23 protein-coding genes and 1 pseudogene are annotated in these 19000 nt (G+C 52.3%); 13 read left to right on the top strand and 11 right to left on the bottom strand.

Annotated elements, in window-relative coordinates; translation table 11 throughout:
• The first annotated feature begins 8 nt into the window (after positions 1-8).
• From AAH450_RS12995 to sstT, 3 genes are all read left to right on the top strand, one after another.
• Positions 9-998 (top strand): Gfo/Idh/MocA family protein, encoded by a 990-nt coding sequence (locus tag AAH450_RS12995; protein WP_342910602.1) that lies wholly within the window; start codon positions 9-11, stop codon positions 996-998.
• A gap of 245 nt (positions 999-1243) precedes the next feature.
• On the top strand, positions 1244-2218 hold the full coding sequence (locus AAH450_RS13000; protein ID WP_342910603.1) for a TerC family protein: 975 nt from the start codon (positions 1244-1246) through the stop codon (positions 2216-2218).
• Positions 2219-2448: 230 nt separating this feature from the next.
• Positions 2449-3681: a serine/threonine transporter SstT gene (sstT, locus tag AAH450_RS13005; RefSeq protein WP_342910826.1), complete on the top strand. Its 1233-nt coding sequence runs from the start codon at positions 2449-2451 to the stop codon at positions 3679-3681.
• 157 nt (positions 3682-3838) lie between these two features.
• Here the strand turns inward: sstT and AAH450_RS13010 are convergent, their stop codons facing one another.
• Complete coding sequence (locus AAH450_RS13010) at positions 3839-5329, bottom strand: UxaA family hydrolase (RefSeq protein ID WP_342910604.1); 1491 nt, start codon at positions 5327-5329, stop codon at positions 3839-3841.
• Positions 5330-5339: 10 nt separating this feature from the next.
• Entirely contained in the window at positions 5340-6788 is a 1449-nt protein-coding gene (locus AAH450_RS13015; RefSeq protein ID WP_342910605.1) for a tagaturonate reductase, read from the bottom strand.
• 578 nt (positions 6789-7366) lie between these two features.
• On the opposite strand from AAH450_RS13015, the gene AAH450_RS13020 reads away from it, so the two are divergent.
• The 8 genes from AAH450_RS13020 to AAH450_RS13055 all read left to right on the top strand — a co-directional run bounded on the left by AAH450_RS13020 (position 7367) and on the right by AAH450_RS13055 (position 11690).
• Positions 7367-8044: a DedA family protein gene (locus AAH450_RS13020; RefSeq protein WP_342910606.1), complete on the top strand. Its 678-nt coding sequence runs from the start codon at positions 7367-7369 to the stop codon at positions 8042-8044.
• 71 nt (positions 8045-8115) lie between these two features.
• Positions 8116-8430 carry an EnvZ/OmpR regulon moderator MzrA gene (gene mzrA / locus AAH450_RS13025; RefSeq protein ID WP_463322732.1) on the top strand — a complete coding sequence of 105 codons (315 nt, stop codon included), beginning with the start codon at positions 8116-8118 and terminating at the stop codon, positions 8428-8430.
• 156 nt (positions 8431-8586) lie between these two features.
• Positions 8587-8961 carry a DUF1090 domain-containing protein gene (locus AAH450_RS13030; protein WP_342910608.1) on the top strand — a complete coding sequence of 125 codons (375 nt, stop codon included), beginning with the start codon at positions 8587-8589 and terminating at the stop codon, positions 8959-8961.
• Between the two features lie 46 nt (positions 8962-9007).
• Entirely contained in the window at positions 9008-9313 is a 306-nt protein-coding gene (locus tag AAH450_RS13035; RefSeq protein ID WP_342910609.1) for an ElaB/YgaM/YqjD family protein, read from the top strand.
• Between the two features lie 2 nt (positions 9314-9315).
• Positions 9316-9708: a phage holin family protein gene (locus tag AAH450_RS13040; RefSeq protein WP_318788600.1), complete on the top strand. Its 393-nt coding sequence runs from the start codon at positions 9316-9318 to the stop codon at positions 9706-9708.
• On the top strand, positions 9708-9989 hold the full coding sequence (locus AAH450_RS13045) for a YqjK-like family protein (RefSeq protein ID WP_342910610.1): 282 nt from the start codon (positions 9708-9710) through the stop codon (positions 9987-9989). Before AAH450_RS13040 ends, AAH450_RS13045 begins: the two co-directional genes overlap by 1 nt.
• Positions 9990-10233: 244 nt before the next feature.
• Positions 10234-10626: a DoxX family protein gene (locus AAH450_RS13050; RefSeq protein WP_306208300.1), complete on the top strand. Its 393-nt coding sequence runs from the start codon at positions 10234-10236 to the stop codon at positions 10624-10626.
• A 77-nt stretch (positions 10627-10703) separates the two neighbouring features.
• Positions 10704-11690: a glutathione S-transferase family protein gene (locus AAH450_RS13055; protein WP_342910611.1), complete on the top strand. Its 987-nt coding sequence runs from the start codon at positions 10704-10706 to the stop codon at positions 11688-11690.
• A gap of 103 nt (positions 11691-11793) precedes the next feature.
• On the opposite strand, the gene AAH450_RS13060 is transcribed toward AAH450_RS13055, so the two are convergent.
• Positions 11794-12696 carry a LysR family transcriptional regulator gene (locus AAH450_RS13060; RefSeq protein WP_342910612.1) on the bottom strand — a complete coding sequence of 301 codons (903 nt, stop codon included), beginning with the start codon at positions 12694-12696 and terminating at the stop codon, positions 11794-11796.
• 124 nt (positions 12697-12820) lie between these two features.
• On the opposite strand from AAH450_RS13060, the gene AAH450_RS13065 reads away from it, so the two are divergent.
• Positions 12821-13525 carry a pirin family protein gene (locus AAH450_RS13065; protein WP_342910613.1) on the top strand — a complete coding sequence of 235 codons (705 nt, stop codon included), beginning with the start codon at positions 12821-12823 and terminating at the stop codon, positions 13523-13525.
• Positions 13526-13686: 161 nt separating this feature from the next.
• On the opposite strand, the gene AAH450_RS13070 is transcribed toward AAH450_RS13065, so the two are convergent.
• A complete protein-coding gene (locus AAH450_RS13070; protein ID WP_342910614.1) occupies positions 13687-14259 on the bottom strand; it encodes a UPF0149 family protein in 573 nt (190 codons plus the stop codon).
• Between the two features lie 194 nt (positions 14260-14453).
• Here AAH450_RS13070 and AAH450_RS13075 point away from each other — a divergent pair.
• A pseudogene (locus AAH450_RS13075) lies at positions 14454-14654 on the top strand (glutathione S-transferase family protein); the annotation flags it as partial.
• 90 nt (positions 14655-14744) lie between these two features.
• On the opposite strand, the gene fliR reads toward AAH450_RS13075, so the two are convergent.
• From fliR to fliL, 7 genes are all read right to left on the bottom strand, one after another.
• A complete protein-coding gene (gene fliR, locus AAH450_RS13080; RefSeq protein WP_342910615.1) occupies positions 14745-15524 on the bottom strand; it encodes a flagellar biosynthetic protein FliR in 780 nt (259 codons plus the stop codon).
• 3 nt (positions 15525-15527) lie between these two features.
• Positions 15528-15797 carry a flagellar biosynthesis protein FliQ gene (fliQ, locus tag AAH450_RS13085; RefSeq protein WP_342910616.1) on the bottom strand — a complete coding sequence of 90 codons (270 nt, stop codon included), beginning with the start codon at positions 15795-15797 and terminating at the stop codon, positions 15528-15530.
• A 12-nt stretch (positions 15798-15809) separates the two neighbouring features.
• Positions 15810-16466: a flagellar type III secretion system pore protein FliP gene (gene fliP / locus AAH450_RS13090; protein WP_342910827.1), complete on the bottom strand. Its 657-nt coding sequence runs from the start codon at positions 16464-16466 to the stop codon at positions 15810-15812.
• A gap of 92 nt (positions 16467-16558) precedes the next feature.
• Complete coding sequence (fliO, locus tag AAH450_RS13095) at positions 16559-16960, bottom strand: flagellar biosynthetic protein FliO (RefSeq protein WP_342910617.1); 402 nt, start codon at positions 16958-16960, stop codon at positions 16559-16561.
• Entirely contained in the window at positions 16960-17364 is a 405-nt protein-coding gene (gene fliN, locus AAH450_RS13100; protein ID WP_342910618.1) for a flagellar motor switch protein FliN, read from the bottom strand. The genes fliO and fliN overlap by 1 nt, the downstream gene beginning before the upstream one ends.
• A gap of 3 nt (positions 17365-17367) precedes the next feature.
• The gene (fliM, locus tag AAH450_RS13105; protein ID WP_342910619.1) at positions 17368-18366 is read right to left on the bottom strand and encodes a flagellar motor switch protein FliM; all 999 of its coding nucleotides are present in this window, start codon (positions 18364-18366) and stop codon (positions 17368-17370) included.
• Positions 18367-18371: 5 nt separating this feature from the next.
• On the bottom strand, positions 18372-18881 hold the full coding sequence (fliL, locus tag AAH450_RS13110; protein WP_342910620.1) for a flagellar basal body-associated protein FliL: 510 nt from the start codon (positions 18879-18881) through the stop codon (positions 18372-18374).
• Positions 18882-19000: the final 119 nt, after the last annotated feature.

A 19000-nucleotide genomic window follows, 5' to 3' on the forward strand; every position in this document is an offset into this window, starting at 1 on the left:
AAACACGCATGATACGCTTCGCTGTTGTAGGGACGAACTGGATAACCCGTCAGTTTGTCGATGCCGCCCATGAAACCGGCAAAATGAAGCTGACCGCCGTCTACTCCCGCTCGCTTGAACAGGCTCAGGCCTTCAGCAAAGATTATCCCGTTGAACATCTTTTTACTTCGCTGGAGCAGATGGCGCAGTCAGAGGCGACAGATGCGGTCTACATCGCCAGCCCTAATGCTCTGCACTGCCAGCAGGCGCTGCTGTTTTTGCAGCATAAAAAACATGTGATCTGTGAAAAACCGCTGGCCTCTAACCTGCGGGAAGTGGAGGCGATGATTGCCTGTGCCCGTGACAATCAGGTAGTGCTGTTTGAAGCCTTTAAAACCGCCAGCCTGCCTAATTTCCTTATTTTACAGCAGGCCCTGCCTAAAGTGGGCAAGCTGCGTAAGGCGCTGTTGAACTATTGCCAGTACTCTTCGCGCTATCAGCGTTATCTGGATGGCGAGAATCCCAACACCTTTAATCCTGCCTGGTCAAACGGCTCCATTATGGATATCGGTTATTACTGCCTGGCTACTGCTGTCAGCCTGTGGGGCGAGCCTGATCGCGTTACCGCTACCGCCTCTCTGCTGGAAAGCGGCGTGGATGCCCACGGGACAGTGCTGATGGAGTACGGCGACTTCGACGTCACACTCCTCCATTCCAAAGTCAGCCAGTCTGTGGTGCCGAGCGAGATCCAGGGTGAACAGGGATCGCTGGTCATTGAGCAGGTCTCGGAATGCCAGCGCGTCAGCTTTATGCCACGCGGTGCAAAAAGCCAGGACCTCAGTTATCCGCAGCATATCAATACCATGCTGTATGAAGCCGAGACCTTCGCCCGTCTGGTGGAGACAAATGAGATCGACCATGCGGGTCTTGCCACTTCCCGGACCACGGCAAAGCTGCTGACCGAAATTCGTCGTCAGACTGGCGTCGTCTTCCCGGCTGACGGTCCAGCCTCTGTGTAAACATTTCTAAATATGTCCAGTTGTGATTGACCTGTGCTGCGCCAGCCATTATCTTCTGGCGCAGCATAGGGGAGTAACTTCAACGCCGAACGATCGTCAGCACGGTATCCACAGATACCCGGTCGTCGGGCAACAGGACAATGTGCCTGCTGTGAGTGAGACCTGGCCTTAACCGGAACCTGTTTACCTTCTTGAAGGAGGCAGCCTTCTACTGAAAGCCAATGTTCATTTAACAGGATATCGCTATGCAATCTGTTGGCACGCCTCTGCTGTGGGGCAGCTTTACCGTCATCGTCATCATCATGCTCGCTATCGACCTCTTCTTACAGGGGAGACGCGGCGCACAAACCATGTCAATGAAGCAGGCAGCGCTCTGGTCGCTCTTGTGGATCACCCTTTCTCTGCTTTTCGCCGCCGGTTTCTGGTGGTATCTCGACGGCAACATTGGCCGTGAAGTCGCTAATACACAAACTCTGGCGTTCCTGACGGGTTACGTGCTGGAAAAAGCGCTGGCTGTGGATAACGTTTTTGTCTGGCTGATGCTGTTCAGCTACTTTGCGGTTCCTGCTGCAATCCAGCGCCGCGTACTGATCTACGGCATTCTTGGCGCTATCGTCCTGCGTACCATCATGATCTTCGCAGGAAGCTGGCTGGTCTCCGAGTTCAGCTGGATCCTTTACGTTTTCGGTGCGTTCCTGATTTTCACCGGGATTAAGATGGGCATGGAAGGCGGCAGCGATGAGGAGAACAACGTTGGCGACAGGCCGGTTGTGCGCTGGCTGCGGGGCCATCTGCGAATGACGGAAAATATGGAAGGCGAGAAGTTCTTTGTGCGCCGTAACGGCGTGCTGTTCGCCACGCCGCTGCTGCTGGTGCTGATTATGGTGGAGCTGAGTGACGTCATTTTTGCCGTTGACAGTATCCCTGCCATCTTCGCCGTCACTACCGATCCCTTTATCGTGCTGACCTCTAACCTGTTCGCTATTCTGGGCCTCCGTGCGATGTACTTCCTGCTGGCTAACGTCGCAGAGCGCTTCCACATGCTGAAGTATGGTCTGGCTGTGGTGCTGGTCTTTATCGGCGTGAAAATGCTGATTGTCGATTTTTATCACATTCCGGTGTCGATCTCGCTGGCAACCGTAGGCGGTATCCTTGCGGTTACGCTGCTGGTTAATGCCTGGGTGAATCATCGCAACGACCAGAAGCAGTTAAGCAAATAATCGTGCCGCTGGCGGGGGCTGGTTCAGGCCAGCCCTCCCTGTCGCTTACCGGCGAATCTTTCTTATTGCCGGCCAATTCTTACCGACGTCAATTTTTCGAGACTTTTCCCTTCCCCTGACATCACATTTCCTTATACTCATCCGCGCAAACACACCGATGCCGCTCTGATCAGCGCATACGACGCTGGTGCGCATTGTTATTAATAACAAAATGGTTTTTTAATATGAGTATGGAAAAACGTCGTCCCGGGCTGGTACAACGCCTGATGCAGGGAAGCCTGGTTACCCAAATTATGATCGGCCTGGTCGCCGGTATTGCGCTGGCGTGGTTCTCCAAAGAGGGGGCGCTCTCCGTTGCCCTGCTGGGCACGCTGTTTGTCAGCGCCCTGAAAGCGGTTGCTCCGCTGCTGGTGATGGTGCTGGTAATAGCCTCTATTGCTAACCATCAGCACGGCAGCAAAACCAGCATCCGTCCCATCATCATCCTCTATCTGCTGAGCACCTTCTGCGCCGCCGTGGTCGCCGTGATATTCAGTCATCTGCTGCCGCAAACCCTGACGCTGACCGATGCCACCCAGCAAATCACGCCACCTTCCGGGATTCTGGAAGTGCTGAACGGCTTGCTGATGAGCATGGTCTCAAACCCTGTTGATGCGCTGATCCATGCTAATTATATCGGGATTCTGGTATGGGCAATTGGCCTGGGCTTCGCGTTCCGCCACAGCAGTGACACTACCCGCGCTTTCCTGAATGATGCCTCCAACGCCGTGACTTATCTGGTGCGCATTGTGATCCGCTTCGCTCCAGTCGGTATCTTTGGCCTGGTAGCCTCGATTCTGGCCTCGACCGGTTTCTCTGCATTGTGGGATTACGCACAGCTGCTGGGCTTGCTGATTGGCTGTATGCTGCTGATGGCGCTGGTGTTTAACCCGATTCTGGTTTACTGGAAAATTCGCCGCAATCCCTATCCGCTGGTCTTCACCTGCCTGCGCGAAAGCGGCGTTACCGCCTTTTTTACCCGCAGCTCTGCGGCAAATATTCCGGTGAATATGGCGCTGGCGAAAAAGCTCAATCTGGATGAGGATACCTATTCGGTTTCGATTCCTGTTGGCGCGAATATCAGTATGGCGGGTGCCTCCATTACCATTACCGTGCTGACGCTGGCAGCGGTCAATACGCTGGGCATTCAGGTGGATACCAGTACCGCCATCCTGCTGAGCCTGGTGGCTTCCATCTGTGCCTGCGGTGCCTCTGGCGTGGCGGGTGGCTCGCTGCTGCTGATCCCGGTAGCCTGTAATATGTTTGGTATTCCCAACGAGGTTGCCATGCAGGTGGTAGCGGTGGGCTTTATTATCGGTGTTCTCCAGGATTCAGCCGAGACCGCACTGAACTCCTCAGCGGATATTCTCTTTACGGCGGCGGCCTGTATGGCTGAAGATCGTCACCAGGCGCGTCGCGCCTGAAAACGGCAAAAGGAATGAGATATAAAGCTGGCTTCTGCTAAGAGGTTATCACCCTGAGTGAGCTTTTACAGAAGAGTCAGCCCACAGATCTTGCAGCAGGCTCGCCACCCTGGGTGACGAGCCTGCTCTGTTTTCCTGCTGTTACCTCAGGCCATTTTCAGAGCGTGACGCCACTTTTAAAAATTGCCAGTTCCCTGAAATCGTTTTCTTCATTACGGGTCTGGCGACCGTTGGCAATCTCCACCAGCGTATCGACAAACTTCTCCAGCAGCACCGACATCTCCGTTCCTTTAATCAGGACACCGGCATCGAAATCGATCCAGTGCGGCTTTTTCGCGGCCAGCTCGCTGTTAGTAGAAAGTTTAACCGTGGGCACGAATCCGCCGTAAGGCGTCCCGCGCCCGGTACTGAACAGCACCATATGGCAGCCGGCACCGGCCAGCGCGCTGGTTGCGACCGCATCATTACCCGGTGCGCTGAGCAGGTTCAGACCCGGCTGATGCAGGCGTTCACCATATTTCAGCACATCAACCACCTGACTTTCTCCCGCCTTTTGCGTACAGCCAAGAGACTTTTCTTCCAGCGTGGTGATGCCGCCCGCTTTGTTGCCTGGCGACGGGTTTTCGTAGATCGGCTGATCGTGGTCGATGAAGTAACGCTTAAAGTCATTAATCATACTTACCGTCTTCGCAAACGTCGCTTCGTCGCGGCAGCGGCTCATCAGGATCCGCTCGGCACCAAACATCTCCGGCACCTCGGTCAGCACCGTAGTCCCGCCGTTGGCAATCATCTGGTCGGAAAAACGCCCCAGCAACGGGTTCGCAGTGATGCCGGACAAGCCGTCAGAGCCGCCGCACTCCAGGCCAAATTTCAGTTCGCTTAAGCGGCCTGGCTGGCGCCTGTCGTGACGCATCACCTCAAACAGCTGGCGAAGATGCTCCAGCCCGGCCCCGACCTCATCATCATGCTGTTGCAGCGCCATAAAATGCACGCGCTCAGCATCATAATCGCCCAGCGTTTCACGGAAGACATCCACCTGATTGTTTTCGCAGCCCAGCCCAATCACCAGTACCGCGCCCGCGTTGGGATGACGCACCATATTTTGCAGCATGGTACGGGTGTTTTCATGATCCTGCCCGAGCTGCGAGCAGCCAAAAGGATGAGTGAAGAGATGAACACCATCAATGCCCGCCGCGTCATTACTCTCCTTCAGGAAACGGGTAACCATCTGTTTTGCAATACCGTTTACGCAACCTACCGTTGGCAGTATCCACAGCTCGTTACGGATCCCCACATCGCCATTTTTCCGACGGAAAATCTGCACCTCACGGTCGCCAGCCTGAGGCGGTAAGGTGGCGAAATCGGGTTGATAGCTGTACTCATCCAGATCGTTCAGATTGGTGCGGGTGTTATGCGAATGCAGCATTTCACCAGCGGCTACCGGCACGGTGGCATGTCCGATGGGCAGGCCATATTTAACAACCAGGCTGCCCACGGCCAGCGGCTGAAGAGCGCACTTATGCCCCCGCTCCATGCTCTGCTTGAGGATGACCTCTTCTCCTTCAAAGCTCAGACTCTCGCCTTCAGCGAGATCGGTCAGGGCGACCGCCACGTTATCGTTTGGATGAATTTTAATGTAACGCTGCATCTGTTGCTCCTCAGTTCAAACGAATCAATGCCTGACGCATACCGTCACCGACAATGCGCTGCACATGTTCAGTCAGCGTGGCGGTTAAGCCGCTAACGCCGTTTAAGTCTTCGCCCCAGTGGTCCGACACGCTCAGTACCGCTTCCACCAGCTGTTGCGGTGCCATTTTTCCACTATCAACCTGCTGCCACAGCGTGGCGAATGTTGTCAGCCAGGCTTCATCATCCTGCAAAGCAAAGCTCTCCTGCCCCCGTTTGCCGCGGTAATAAGCCAGCAAGGCGGCAAAAGTAAAGGTGAGACGCGCAGGCGGTTCGCCATGCAACTGACAGTGCTTCAGGATTTGGGGCAGTAAACGGGTGCGAAACTTGGTCATGCTGTTCAGGGCGATAGCCTGTAACTGATGATGGATAAAAGGATTACGGAAACGGCTCAGCACCGCATCGGCAAAGCTGTTTAGCGCATCCGGATGCTGGGAAAGGGTGGGAATAATCTCCTCTCTCAGCGTGCTGTTAACGAAAGCGGCAATATCAGCATCGGCCATCGCTTCCCCAACCGTATCCAGCCCGGCAAGGTAAGCGACCGGCATCATTGCCGTATGTGCCCCGTTGAGGATTGCTACCTTCTGCTCTTTATAGGGTTTGATATCCTCCACCAGCCGGATATTAAGCGGGAGCTTGTCCAGGCAAAGCGCCTGTTCAAGCCAGGCAGGCCCCTGGATTGCCAGCAGGTAATAGAACTCTCCCGCCACCAGGTACTCATCCTGATAACCAAGCTGCTGCTGGATTTCAGCGGCTTCCTGCGGATAGCCAGTGACAATTCTGTCGACCAGCGTTGAGCAGAAGGTATTGTGCTGCTCAAGCCACTGTACAAAGGCAGAGGGGAGCGCCCACTCGTGCGCGTAGCGCAGCACCAGTGCCTTCAGCGCTTCGCCGTTGTCATCAATCAGCTCACAAGGCAGCATCACCCAGCCTTTATCGCTGGCACCGGAAAAGTGCTGCCAGCGGGCAAACAGCAGCTGCGTCAGTCTGGCGGGAAAACTGGCGGGCGGTCTCTCTTCCAGCCGATCGTTTGCATCGTAGTAAATACCGGCTTCGGTAGTATTAGAGAAAACGAAGCGGATCCCCTCCTCTTTTGCCAGCGCCATAAACGCTTCGTATTGCCGCCACGGATGGATCTCGGCATTCACTGCGCGGATTAACCGGGGTTCGCTCACCACTTCCCCCTGTTCATTCACACCCCGGATCAGGGTGGTATAAAGCCCATCCTGCGAATTAAGGCTCCGCGTGGTCTGGCTGTTGCGCGGGCGCACCACGACAATACCGGCGTCAAGGTCGGTATGTTCATTTAACAGGTCAATTTGCCAGCCTGTGAAAGCGCGCAGGAAATTGCCTTCACCAAACTGAATGATTTTTGTGGGGTGAGTCCGCCCTGGGAAATTCCTGCGGTTCAATGCTGACATAGCCACATCCTTTACCTGAAAGCTGAGAATGAGTCAGCGCTGAAGGAGGGCCGACGAATGGCTTCATGTTTAAAAGGTAGCAGCAGGGTTGTCCCTCTCCGCGCCGGGTAATTGCAGGATTGATCACACATTAAGGGTTTAATTGTGTATAAAAACCCGGTCAGCCACGATTTTCGCCAGCAGCAAATAAGAGGAATCAGCCACAACGTTAAAAATAAGCCACTCAGGGCTTTTTTTAGCTCAAAGGTTGATAAATCGCATTTTAAGAAAAATCGTCCCCCCTCAACTCTTTGCAAAACAGACGCTATAATGTCAGCCTGTGTAAAACTTCTTTTACCTGCCCTCCTGGCCCTGTAAAACAAGGTTGGCGACGAGTTTCTCCTGTCTCATTCGCCGCTATTTTGTTACAGTTAAACGCCTTTTCTTACCCGTTAAACGGGTATTCAGGGGGCGTTCCGTTTTGCCTGTTAACCATAATACTGCCTGTGTTCAGACTGGTGCCGCGCTCATAATAACGATTAACTCTTTGCGTCGGCCTCGTGCAGAACACCGTAAACAATGATGTTCGGGAACACCCAATGGATATTTTTAAAGCCCTGGTTCAAGCGCTTTGGCAACAAGATTTTGTCACCCTTTCCGACCCTACTCTGGTCTGGGCCATCTATTTTGTCCTGTTTATGATCCTTTTTCTGGAAAATGGCCTGCTTCCGGCGGCTTTCCTGCCTGGCGACAGCCTGCTGGTATTAGTGGGCGTACTGATTGCTAAAGGGACCTTAACCTTCCCTATGACCTTGTTTATTCTTACCACGGCGGCAAGCCTGGGCTGCTGGGTCAGCTATTTACAGGGAAAATGGCTGGGCAACACCCCTACCGTGCAAAAGTGGCTGTCGCACCTGCCCGCACAATATCATCAACGTGCTCATCAACTTTTCCATAAACATGGTCTTTCTGCTCTGCTTGTCGGCCGCTTTATTGCCTTTGTCAGAACGCTGCTGCCCACTATTGCAGGCCTTTCCGGCCTGAGTAATGCCCGCTTCCAGTTCTTTAACTGGATGAGTGCGCTGCTGTGGGTGCTGATTCTGACGGTGCTGGGCTTTGCGTTGGGCAAGACCCCTATTTTTCGCAAATATGAAGACCAGCTGATGTTTTGTCTGATGCTGCTGCCGCTGGTACTGCTGGTCTTTGGTTTGGTTGGCTCACTGGTCGTGCTCTGGCGCAAAAAGCGCAGCACGAACAATGAGAAAGGAAACTCATAATGCTGGCTCTGCTCAAACCTTATCTCTCTGTGCGGGTGTTATCCATCCTCACACTCTCTGTTGCCGCGCTGATGCTGGTGATATTTCTTCCTTCGCTCTTTCGTAACGAGACGGCGCTGCAAATTCGCGTTTCACGACAGGGCACCACGCTGCCTGATGGTTTTTATGTTTATCAGCGGCTTAATGCCGAGGGGATCCCTATCAAAAGTATTACGCCGGACAATAACTCGCTGGTGATACGTTTTGATACTCAAGAACAGAGCATTGCGGCGGAGAAAGTCCTGCATCAGATGCTGCCTTATGGCTTCGATATCAGCCAGTTCAATCCCCCCGGCTCCTCACAGCTCATGAACCGCCTCAGCCTGCGAAAGCAGTCGGTAGGCTAGTTTTTAGCCGGATCGGCAAGCTATCTCTAAGAATCTTCACTCTTTTTGAGCTTTTCAGGTTTTCTGACTATGCTTATCAGGCCAGAGAGACCCGATTCGTTTTTCAGGAATAGCGGGTCATATAGCGACCCAACACAATGGAAGGTAAAAATAAGCATGAAATACCGCACACTCCTCGGACTCAGCCTGTTTACTCTGACCACTTTTGCCACTGCTGCGGACACGCTCTGTCTGCAAAAAGAGCAGGAAATTCAGCATGAAATCGACCTGGCCAAAAAACATGACAATCAACGTCGTGTCACTGGCCTGGAGCGCGCGCTGACGGAAGCGAAAGCGGGCTGTACCGATGAAAAACTGAAAGCGCAGCATCAGGAAAAGATTGCTGAACTGAAGGAAAAAGTGGCCGAGCGGCAGAAAGAGCTGGCGGAAGAAAAAGCGGACGGCGATGACAGTAAAAAAATTGCCAAGCGTGAAAGAAAACTGGCAGAAGCAGAACAAAAACTGAAGGAAGTTCAGGCTGCACCTTACTGAGTAAGTGGCGCCGGACTCTCATTACTGACCATCAAAGGAGTTTGTCATGTCAAAAGATACTACGTCTGAACATCTGCGTGCAGAACTGAAAACCCTGGCGGATACGCTGGAAGAAGTGCTGAGCAATACTGGTGACAAATCCAAAACCGAGCTGGACAAGCTGCGCAGCAAAGCTCAAAGCGCGTTGAGAGATACGCGTGCACGCCTGGGCGACTCTGGTGAGCGTATTGCTCAAACCTCACGTGAAGTAGCCGATCAGGCAGACGTTTACGTGCGCGAAAACCCCTGGACCAGTGTAGGAATTGGTGCCGCCATTGGTGTGGTACTGGGTGTCCTGCTGACGCGCCGTTAATTATGGCAGACTCTCAACAACGCCACGGCCCCGGCAAAGGGGTCATTGATATCGGACAGCGTATCGTCACCACCATTGTGGGGATTGTGGAAACGCGTGTGCGGCTGGCCGTCGTCGAGCTTGAGGAAGAGAAAGCTAATCTGATCCAGATGCTGATCATGATTGGTCTTACCATGCTCTTCACCGCGTTCGGTCTGATGAGCCTGATGGTGCTGATCATCTGGGCAGTCGATGCACAGTATCGCCTGATGGCGATTGGCGTGACCACGGGCGTGCTCTTCGCTCTGGCCCTTATCTTTGGGTTGTGGACGCTGGCCAAATCACGCCGCTCCACGCTGTTAAGCGTCACCCGTAAAGAGCTGAAGTCCGATCGGAAGCTGCTGGAGGATGAGTAATGAGCCGCGAGCGTGATGAACGCAAAGCCGGGCTGCTGCGTGAAATCCAGCAGCAGCGGCTTGACCTGAGCGCCAGTAAAAAGCGTTTTCTGGCCAGCACGGCCCGCTATGACCACGGCTGGCTGACGCTGGTTGGTCTGCGACGCTATGTGGCGGTGGGAAGCGGTCTGATGGCTATCTGGTCAGTTCGCAACCCCCGCTTTATTACCCGCTGGGCGAAGCGCGGCATTGGCGCGTGGAGCACCTGGCGCATGGTTCGTGCCTATCTTCCCCGCCGTTAGCCCCTTCAGCCCTCGCTGAGAGGGGCTTTTTTATTCCCCGCCCTTTCAGTACCCAGCAACATCTGGCCCGATCCCGCCATTCAATTTTCCTGAAAAACTTCGACAGTTTATCTCGCTTACAATAGTTCCCTTTCGCGAATATTATCTTCTGCAACGACCGGCACTGAGCGGTAAACACGCGTCAGGCCTGAATAAAACGCAGCAGGTGAGATTGCCTGCCTGATAAAACTTGTTAGGGTCAATCATGAAAAAATTAGAAGATATCGGCTTTTTAGTTGCGCGCATTCTGATGCCAGTGCTGTTTATTGTGGCGGGTTGGGGAAAAATTAACGGCTATGCCGGTACTCAGCAATATATGGAACATATGGGCGTTCCGGGCTTTTTCCTGCCACTGACCATCCTGCTTGAATTTGGCGGCGGCCTGGCAATTCTGTTCGGTCTTCTGACTCGCTTCACCGCGATTGTGACCGCTCTGTTTACTCTGATTACCGCGTTTGTCTTCCACGCTGATTTCTCTGTGGATGGTAACTCAATCAACTTCATGAAAAACCTGAGTATTGCCGGTGGCTATCTGCTGCTGTTTATTACCGGCCCTGGCGCAATCAGCCTGGATCGCATCCTGAATAAAAAGTGGTAAGAAACACCCGCTATACTCAGTAGCATCGAAGCGAGGAGACGATATCCTCGCTTTTTCATTTGCAGGAGGAAGGGATCATGGGACAACTGATTGACGGTGTCTGGCACGATAACTGGTACGATACCAAATCCACAGGCGGACGCTTCAAGCGCTCGGAATCGGCATTCCGCAACTGGGTAACCGCTGATGGCGAAGCAGGCCCGACCGGTAACGGCGGCTTTCGTGCTGAAGCAGATCGTTATCACCTCTATGTTTCTCTGGCCTGCCCCTGGGCGCATCGCACGCTGATTATGCGCTCGCTGAAAGGCCTTGAATCACTTATTTCCGTTTCTGTGGTTCATCCACTGATGCTGGAAAATGGCTGGACGTTCGATGATAACTTCCCGGCAGCCACGGGCGACAGCCTCTATCAAAACGAATACCTTTATCAGCTCTATCTGCATGCGGACAAAGAGTATACCGGCCGCGTGACCGTCCCCGTGCTGTGGGACAAGCAGCAAAATACCATCGTCAGCAATGAGTCTGCCGATATCCTGCGCATGTTTAACAGCGCTTTTGATGCCGTTGGAGCAAAAGCGGGAGATTACTATCCTGCCGATCTGCGCAGCAAAATTGATGAGGTGAACAGCTGGGTTTACGACACCGTGAATAACGGCGTCTATAAATCTGGTTTTGCCACTTCCCAGCAAGCTTATGATGAAGCGGTTACCGCGCTGTTCCGCTCGCTGGACCGCCTTGAGCAAATGCTCGGTCAGCACCGCTATCTGACCGGCGACAGGCTGACGGAAGCCGATCTGCGGCTGTGGACGACCCTGGTAAGATTTGACCCGGTCTACGTGACGCATTTCAAATGCGACAGACACCGTATTGGGGATTACCTGAATCTGAACGGCTTCCTGCGGGAAATCTATCAGATGCCGGGTCTGGCAGAAACGGTCAATCTGCCGCATATCCGCCATCACTACTATTGCAGTCATAAAACGATCAACCCATCCGGGGTGATCTCTCTTGGCCCTGCCTTCAACTGGGATGAGCCTCACGGCCGCGACGAGCGCTTCCGTTAAGCTTGATGCTCCCGGCAGAAACGAAAACGGCCTCCTGTTACAGGGAGGCCGTTTTTTCTGGCTGGATGCGCTGTTTCACCCGCATGTTGGCGGAACGCGCGGCTTAGTTGCTCCGCTTCGCCATCAGTTTTGGGATTTCACGCAGGCACCAGGCTTTCGCTTCACCCATGCTGTCACGTCGCCAGGCCATGATAATGTCAACCTCGCGGGTATATTCCGGGCTGACAACGCGCAGCCGCCCTTCGGCAATATCCTTTTCCACCATCGGATAGGGCATGGAAGCCACCCCAAGCCCGGCAAGCAGCGCACGGCGTTTGTCTTCAATGGAGCTGACGGTCAGCCGTTGCTGCTTGTCCAGCAGCTGCACAGTGAGCACCGGACGCTCGCGCGCGGTATCCGCAACGGCAATCCCGCGATATTTCACCCTGGTGACCTCTGACAGCGGCTCTGGCTCGTCATGGATTGGGTGATCCGGGCTGGCAACTATTACGCTGATCATGCTGTAGAGCTTGCGGGTATTTATTTCCGACGAGGCGCGAAAATGCATATCCGGGGCAATCACAATATCCGCCCGGCCTTGCTCCAGCCGCTCCCAGGCACCCGCCAGCACCTCAGTGACCAGCGAAATTTGCGTGTTGGCTTTTTCGGCAAGCTTATCCAGCAGCGGAAACAGGTAGCGGCTGGGCACCAGCGCTTCCGTGACAATTGTCAGGTGCGTTTCCCACCCTCTTGCCAGTGCTTCAGCATCTGTCGTCAGCTTATCGGCCGCTTCCAGCAACACTCTTCCACGCTCAAGCAGCATCCTGCCTACGTTGGTAAATTTGGTACGATGCCCGGAACGGTCAAACAGCACCACGTCCAGCTCTTCTTCCAGCTTCTGCATCGTGTAACTCAGGGCAGAAGGTACGCGGCCCAGCTCATCTGCCGCAGCCGCAAAACTTCCCCGCCGATCAATCGCATCCATCACTCTCAGCGCTTCCAGCGTCAGGGCGCGGTCTTTAGCCATAGCAGTTCTCTGTCAGGAATTTTGAATATACCGAGCAGATTAACTGGCTAACAATCTGCCGTCCAGAAACTTACCATAGAAGGATAATAAACGGTCGGTAAAATGAACTGACCGGGGAGGATATATGATTACCAGTCGCACCGCGCAAGAGTGTGGCAAGGCTGATTATGGCTGGCTGCAAGCGCGCTATACCTTTTCCTTTGGCCACTATTTTGACCCCAAATTACTGGGCTATGCGTCGTTACGCGTGCTCAATCAGGAAGTGCTGGCACCAGGGGCTTCCTTTCAACCCAGAACCTATCCAAAGGTCGATGTACTGAATCTGATCTTACAGGGAGAGGCAGAATATCGTGACAGCGAGGGCAATCATGTCACCGTCTGCGCGGGGGAGGCGTTGCTGTTGTCGACCCAGCCTGGCGTAAGCTACAGCGAATTCAACCTCAGTAAAGAGCAGGAACTGACGCGTATGCAGCTCTGGCTGGATGCCTGTCCTGAGCGTGAGAATGCTGGTGTACAGCGGATACAGATGGCCGAGAAGGCGCGTTATATGCTGCTCGCTTCCCCTGACGGCGCAGATCAAAGCCTGCAACTGCGTCAGCAGGTCTGGGTTCACCACGTCGTGCTGAAACCTGGAGAGACGCAGACCGTGAAGCTTAACGGGCCACGCGCCTATGTGCAGTCGATCCACGGCAGTTTAAATGCGGTTGCCAGCTCCCAGGCTAAAGAAGAGTTAGTCTGTGGCGACGGTGCCTTTGTCTGTGATGAACAGAGCGTGACGCTGGTCGCTGAGACACCGCTGCGCGCGCTGATTATTGATTTGCCTGTTTAATTTAAGCCGGCACCAGGGAAATTTAGCGATCTGAAACAGAATCAGACGAAAACGGAGCTGTGCGTTTATGATAAACAGCTCATTGCAGCACCAGGGAAATTTTTCATATACAACGCAAAACCCCGCTTACGCGGGGTTTTCTTTTTCAGCAGCGGTGAAAATCAGACGTCAGATTTACGCAGTGCCGACCAGTAACCATAAAGCTGCAATGCGGCGGGGCTGATAGCAGCCTGACTGCGTTCGTACTCTTCTGGTGTCATTTTATCAATGATTGCGGTCCCCTCTTCTGAAGCATGCAGCGCAATCGCGTCAAGCGCGGGCAGCAGAGTTTCCGGCAGGGTTGACCAGTCATCCAGCCCCACCCCTCGCAGATAGCCGAAACACCACTCTTCCACCACGATGTAATCTTCCTCATCAACGGTGCTGTAGCCAAACAGCGGATCGAACTGATCAGGCGCCGTTGAGAGTCTTTCGGCAATATCGTTCTTGTGCTGGAACAGGAGGTCGTTGAACCGGGCCTCTTCCGCTTCATCAGCCCAGCGGGGAATATGCTGCTGTCCGCCCCACATCGCCGTGAGCCAGACTGAATTTTCCAGCTTATTTGGCCCGGAAAGCACCGCAGTCAGCATGCCGTCCAGCTCAGAGATATCCAGCACGGACTCATCGTTGCCATACTCCAGCAACACCTCATCCAGCCATTCCAGTTGCTCTTCGTTAAGCGGTCCCGTATTCATACTCTGCTCCCCACAAGGATTTACGAACGATCCCTGAAGTTTACCTGCTAATCCTCTTTCCCGTAACGAAGAAAGCAGAAAGCTTGCATTACCCTGCCCGCTGAAACGCAAAAACCGCGCCGGAGCGGGGTTTCTTTGATTGTTGAAGCTGGCTGGTAAGCCGCTTTTTTTATAAAGAGCGTCATTCATCCGGGCCAGCAAAACTGGCGCATTTCAAATGCGATCCTTATCCCATTGGTGATTACATTAATCTGAGCGGTTTTCTGCGTGATATTTATCAGATGCCCGGTACCGTCGGGACGGTTAATCTGCCGCATATCCCTCATCACTACCATTGCAGCCATAAGACCTTCCCCCCGAACGGCGTGATTTCGCTGGGTCCGGCGTTTGGTTGAGATGAGCCGCATGGCCGCGGTTAACTCCTCCTGTCGCACGCAGAGTCAGGCAGTACTTCTGGTTTACTGCCTGACCAGTAGTCGGGTGACTCAGCCAAAACCGTTCAGAATGGTGTGTACCGTAGTGAAAATGTCATTCATCAAATCATAAAAGATTGGCGGGAAATTATACATTACCAGGAGTAGCGCTCCTGTACCGAGGCTGATCGAAATCGGGAATCCGATAACAAAAATAGAGAGTTGAGGAGTGAGCCGGTTAAGTAAGCCCAGCGTCAGGTTAAGTGCCAGTAATAAGGTAATGACCGGCATCCCGACTCTTAATCCGCAGTTGAAAATAATCGCCGCCGCTTCCGGTAACAGATAAAACCCACTACGGCTGAGCGGCGCGGCGCTGATCGGTAATAAGGTATAACTGTCGGCCAACGCCTTAATCAGGTAAAGATGCCCATCAAACGCCAGGAACAGCAGTGTGAAGATCACATTCAACACTCTGGCCAGTACCGGCATGGTCTGGTTGCCAGAGGGATCAAAAAACGCGGCAAACGATAGCCCCATCTGCAAGCCAATAACTTCACCCGCGTAGCGCATGGCAGCAAAAATAAACTGCACTGTTAATCCAATGGCGGCGCCAATAATGATCTCTTTCAGGGTAACCCATAAACCTGTTAACGACAGCAGCCCAATCTGGCTGTCGGGGAGGTTTTGTCCAATCAGAAAGGCTATCAACATTGCCAGCCCAATTTTCACTTTCTTTACGGCTACTTTTTCGCTGAAAACAGGAGCAGTAGAGAATAATGCCAGGGTTCGGGTCAATGGCCAAAAATAGTGAGTAATAACATCATTAATGTCAGGCAGCGGCAGGCTTTGCATAATTTAACGGATTATTGTGGCGATATTGCTGAATACTGCGTGCATATAATCCATTAACGTCCCCAGCATCCACGGCCCGAGCACAATAAGCACCACAATAACGGTGAGTACTTTGGGAATAAATGAGAGCGTTGATTCATTAATCTGGGTTGTTGCCTGCAATATACTGACGATCAGGCCGGTAAACATCGAGCCGAGCAGTAACGGCGCAGCAACCATTAAGGCAACCTTGATTGATTGAAAACCCAACCCCATTACACTTTCTGGCGTCATTTTATTGCTCGCTTAGCTATAGAAACTTTGTGCCAGTGAACCAAGAATTAACTGCCAGCCATCTACCAGCACAAAGAGCATCAGCTTGAAGGGTAATGACAGGGTTGCCGGTGGCACCATCATCATCCCCAGCGCCATCAGCACACTGGCGACCACCAGGTCAATAATCAGAAAAGGCATGAAAATAGTGAAGCCAATCTGGAAACCACTTTTCAGCTCGCTGGTCACAAAAGCGGGTAGCAGGATACGCATCGGCACATCATCACGGCTGGAGTAATTCGGTAGCCTGGCGATACGGGTAAACAGAGCCAAATCGGTTTGGCGGGTCTGTTCAAACATAAAATTACGCATCGGCAACGCCCCTTTTTCCAGTGCTTCCTGCATAGTGATCTTGTCCTGAGAAAGCGGGAGCCAGGCCGTATCGTAGACCTGTGACAGCACTGGCGACATGACGAAAAAGGTCAGAAACAGCGCCAGCCCAAGCAGCACCTGATTTGGCGGAGAAGAGGCGGTGCCCAGAGCATTACGCAGCAGTCCCAGCACGATGATGATGCGGGTGAAACCGGTCATCATTAACAGCACCGCGGGCAGGAGCGTCATTGAAGTTAACAACACCAGCGTCTGCACCGGTAGCGACCAGTTTTCTCCCTTCGCGCTATGCCCAATCATAATATCGCCGTTGGCAGCCCAGGCTGAGCGTGAGCAAAGCATGACTATCAGCAACATCGGCACCACACGGACGATCCAGCCAACGGTGCGTCTCATGAATTATTCCCCGACTTTTTACTGATACTGCGCAACAGCATCTGTTGAAAACTGCTGTTTAAAGCGTTATCTGCGTCATTGCCGACAGGCTTATCTATTTCGCTCAGCAACGTAATACCGCCGGGTGTAACACCGAGCAATAACCAGCGGTCAGCGACTTCAATCATGACCACACGCTCGCGTTGACCTAAAGCGTAACTGTATTTGACCGTCAGCAGATTTTTTCCGTCAGACAGCCAGCCTCCCCATCGACTACGGCGCAGCAGCAAGGCAGTGATCACAATCAATACGACGATCACAAGTAGCGCACCGCTGAGGTTCAGCAACATTGAGCCAGTCGATGCACGTTCATTTAACAGAGGAATAGCCTCTATCTGGGATGGAATCGGGGTAATCATTATCGGCTCAGACGCTGCATTCTTTCTGAAGGGGTAATAATATCGGTAATGCGTACGCCAAATTTATCCGAGACCACCACCACTTCGCCCTGTGCAATCAGGTAACCGTTGATCAGAATATCCAGTGGCTCACCGGCCAGACCTTCCAGAGGCACGACTGAACCCTGACTCAAACGCAATAATTCTTTAATTGTCATCTTGGTGCGGCCTAATTCCACGGTCATTTTTACCGGGATATCCAGCACCAGATTCAGATCTTCTGACAAACTTACCAGCGGTTCCTCTTTTACGGGTGGTGCCGCAGCAGCGTTTTTTTCAACAGATAACTGCTCATTTAAGGCTTCTCCCCAGAGGTCATCGATTGCTGGTTCACCAGCATCAGTTGGCTGAATGGTGTCACTCATGCGTTATTTTTCCTTGTTAACCGGTAATAAAGAAGGAGCAAAAATATTTTCGACTTTAATTGCCAGCTGTTTATTAAGCAGGCCATATTTACCGCTAAAAACGGGATGACCGTCAGAATAGACCTGTATGACATCAGGCTTATCCAGTGAAATGATATCCCCTTTCTTTAAGTTCATAATTCGGGAAACATGAGTGGGAATTTCCGCCAGCCTGGCAACCAAATCCAGTTCCGTATCCCGCACCTGGTACGATAACGTACTGTGCCATTGCTCATTTTCATGGCGCGAGTTTTCACGTGGCGGATTAGTTAACAGTTCACGTAAAGGTTCAATGATGCTGAACGGGATGCAGATATTCAGCTCGCCCATATGCGAACCAATTTCAATTGAAAACGAAGTTGTCACCACGATATCATTTGGAGATGAGGTGATATTGGTAAATTTTATCTGCGTTTCTGAGCGCACAAATTGCGTCTGGAGTTTAAATATTGAACTCCAGGCCTCGTCATAAGAGGATTGCGCCATTGACATAATACGTCTGATAATACGCTGCTCTGTCGGAGTGAATTCACGGCCATCTACTTTGGTCGGAAAACGGCCATCACCACCAAACAGGCTATCAACCGCCATCGAGACCAGATGAGGTGAGAAAGCAAACAGCGCGGTGCCGCGCAACGGGTTCAAATGCACTAAATTAAGATTCGTGGGCACCGGTAAGTTGCGCGCAAACTCATGATAAGGCTGGATGCGAATAACGCCAGCGGTGACATCCGGATTACGACGCATCAGATTGAACATATCCATGCGAAACTGACGCGCAAATCGCTCATTAATAATTTCCAGCGACTGCATACGATCGCGAATAACACGTCGCTGCGTGTTAGGATCATAGGGCCTGATTTCGTCAGTCCCTGGTGCCACCTTAACAACTTCACTTTCTGCGCTGTTGCCGCCATTTAAAAGACGGTCAATTTCAGCCTGAGATAATATACTATCAGACATAGGATTTACCGTAGAATAAAGGCATTAAATAATACATCTTCGACTTTTGCGCTCTGTTGCTCAGCCAGTGGCAGACTAACAACGTCTTTAATTTTCTTAATTAATTCAAGCTTACCATTATCGGTAGCCAGTTCAGCTCCGGTTTGCTGAGAAAAGAGCAGCAGTAAACGGCTGCGGATCTCTGGCAGAAATTTCGCAATCAGCGCCTTCGATTTCTCGTCTTTAAGCCGCAGAGTCAGGCCAACATACAACACGCGGTCGCTATCATTTTCGACCGGTTTAAGGCTTACGGTAAACGTATCCAGCTCGATATAAATAGGAGACTGTGAAGCTATGTTTTTTTCTGTCGGTGAGGTTATATTTTGCTTTTTCTGATCCTGAGATTTAATTTTATGAAGCTGATAATACATGTAGCCAGAAATCCCGCCCAACCCCAGAATAATTAACATGAGTAGCAAAAAAATAAATGAGCGTTTACTTCCGTTTCCAGAAGCTTTCTTTTTTGTTTTTGGCATTATTTTTTAAATATCCTGTTCACAATTCTGTCAGGTTTAACTTTATGGGACGTTCGGGATGAGCGGAGCATTCTATTCTATTCGACCGTCGGGTTATTGATTTAAAAGATGAAACAACT

The organism is Erwinia magellanica (assembly GCF_039023495.1).
GTDB lineage: Bacteria > Pseudomonadota > Gammaproteobacteria > Enterobacterales > Enterobacteriaceae > Erwinia.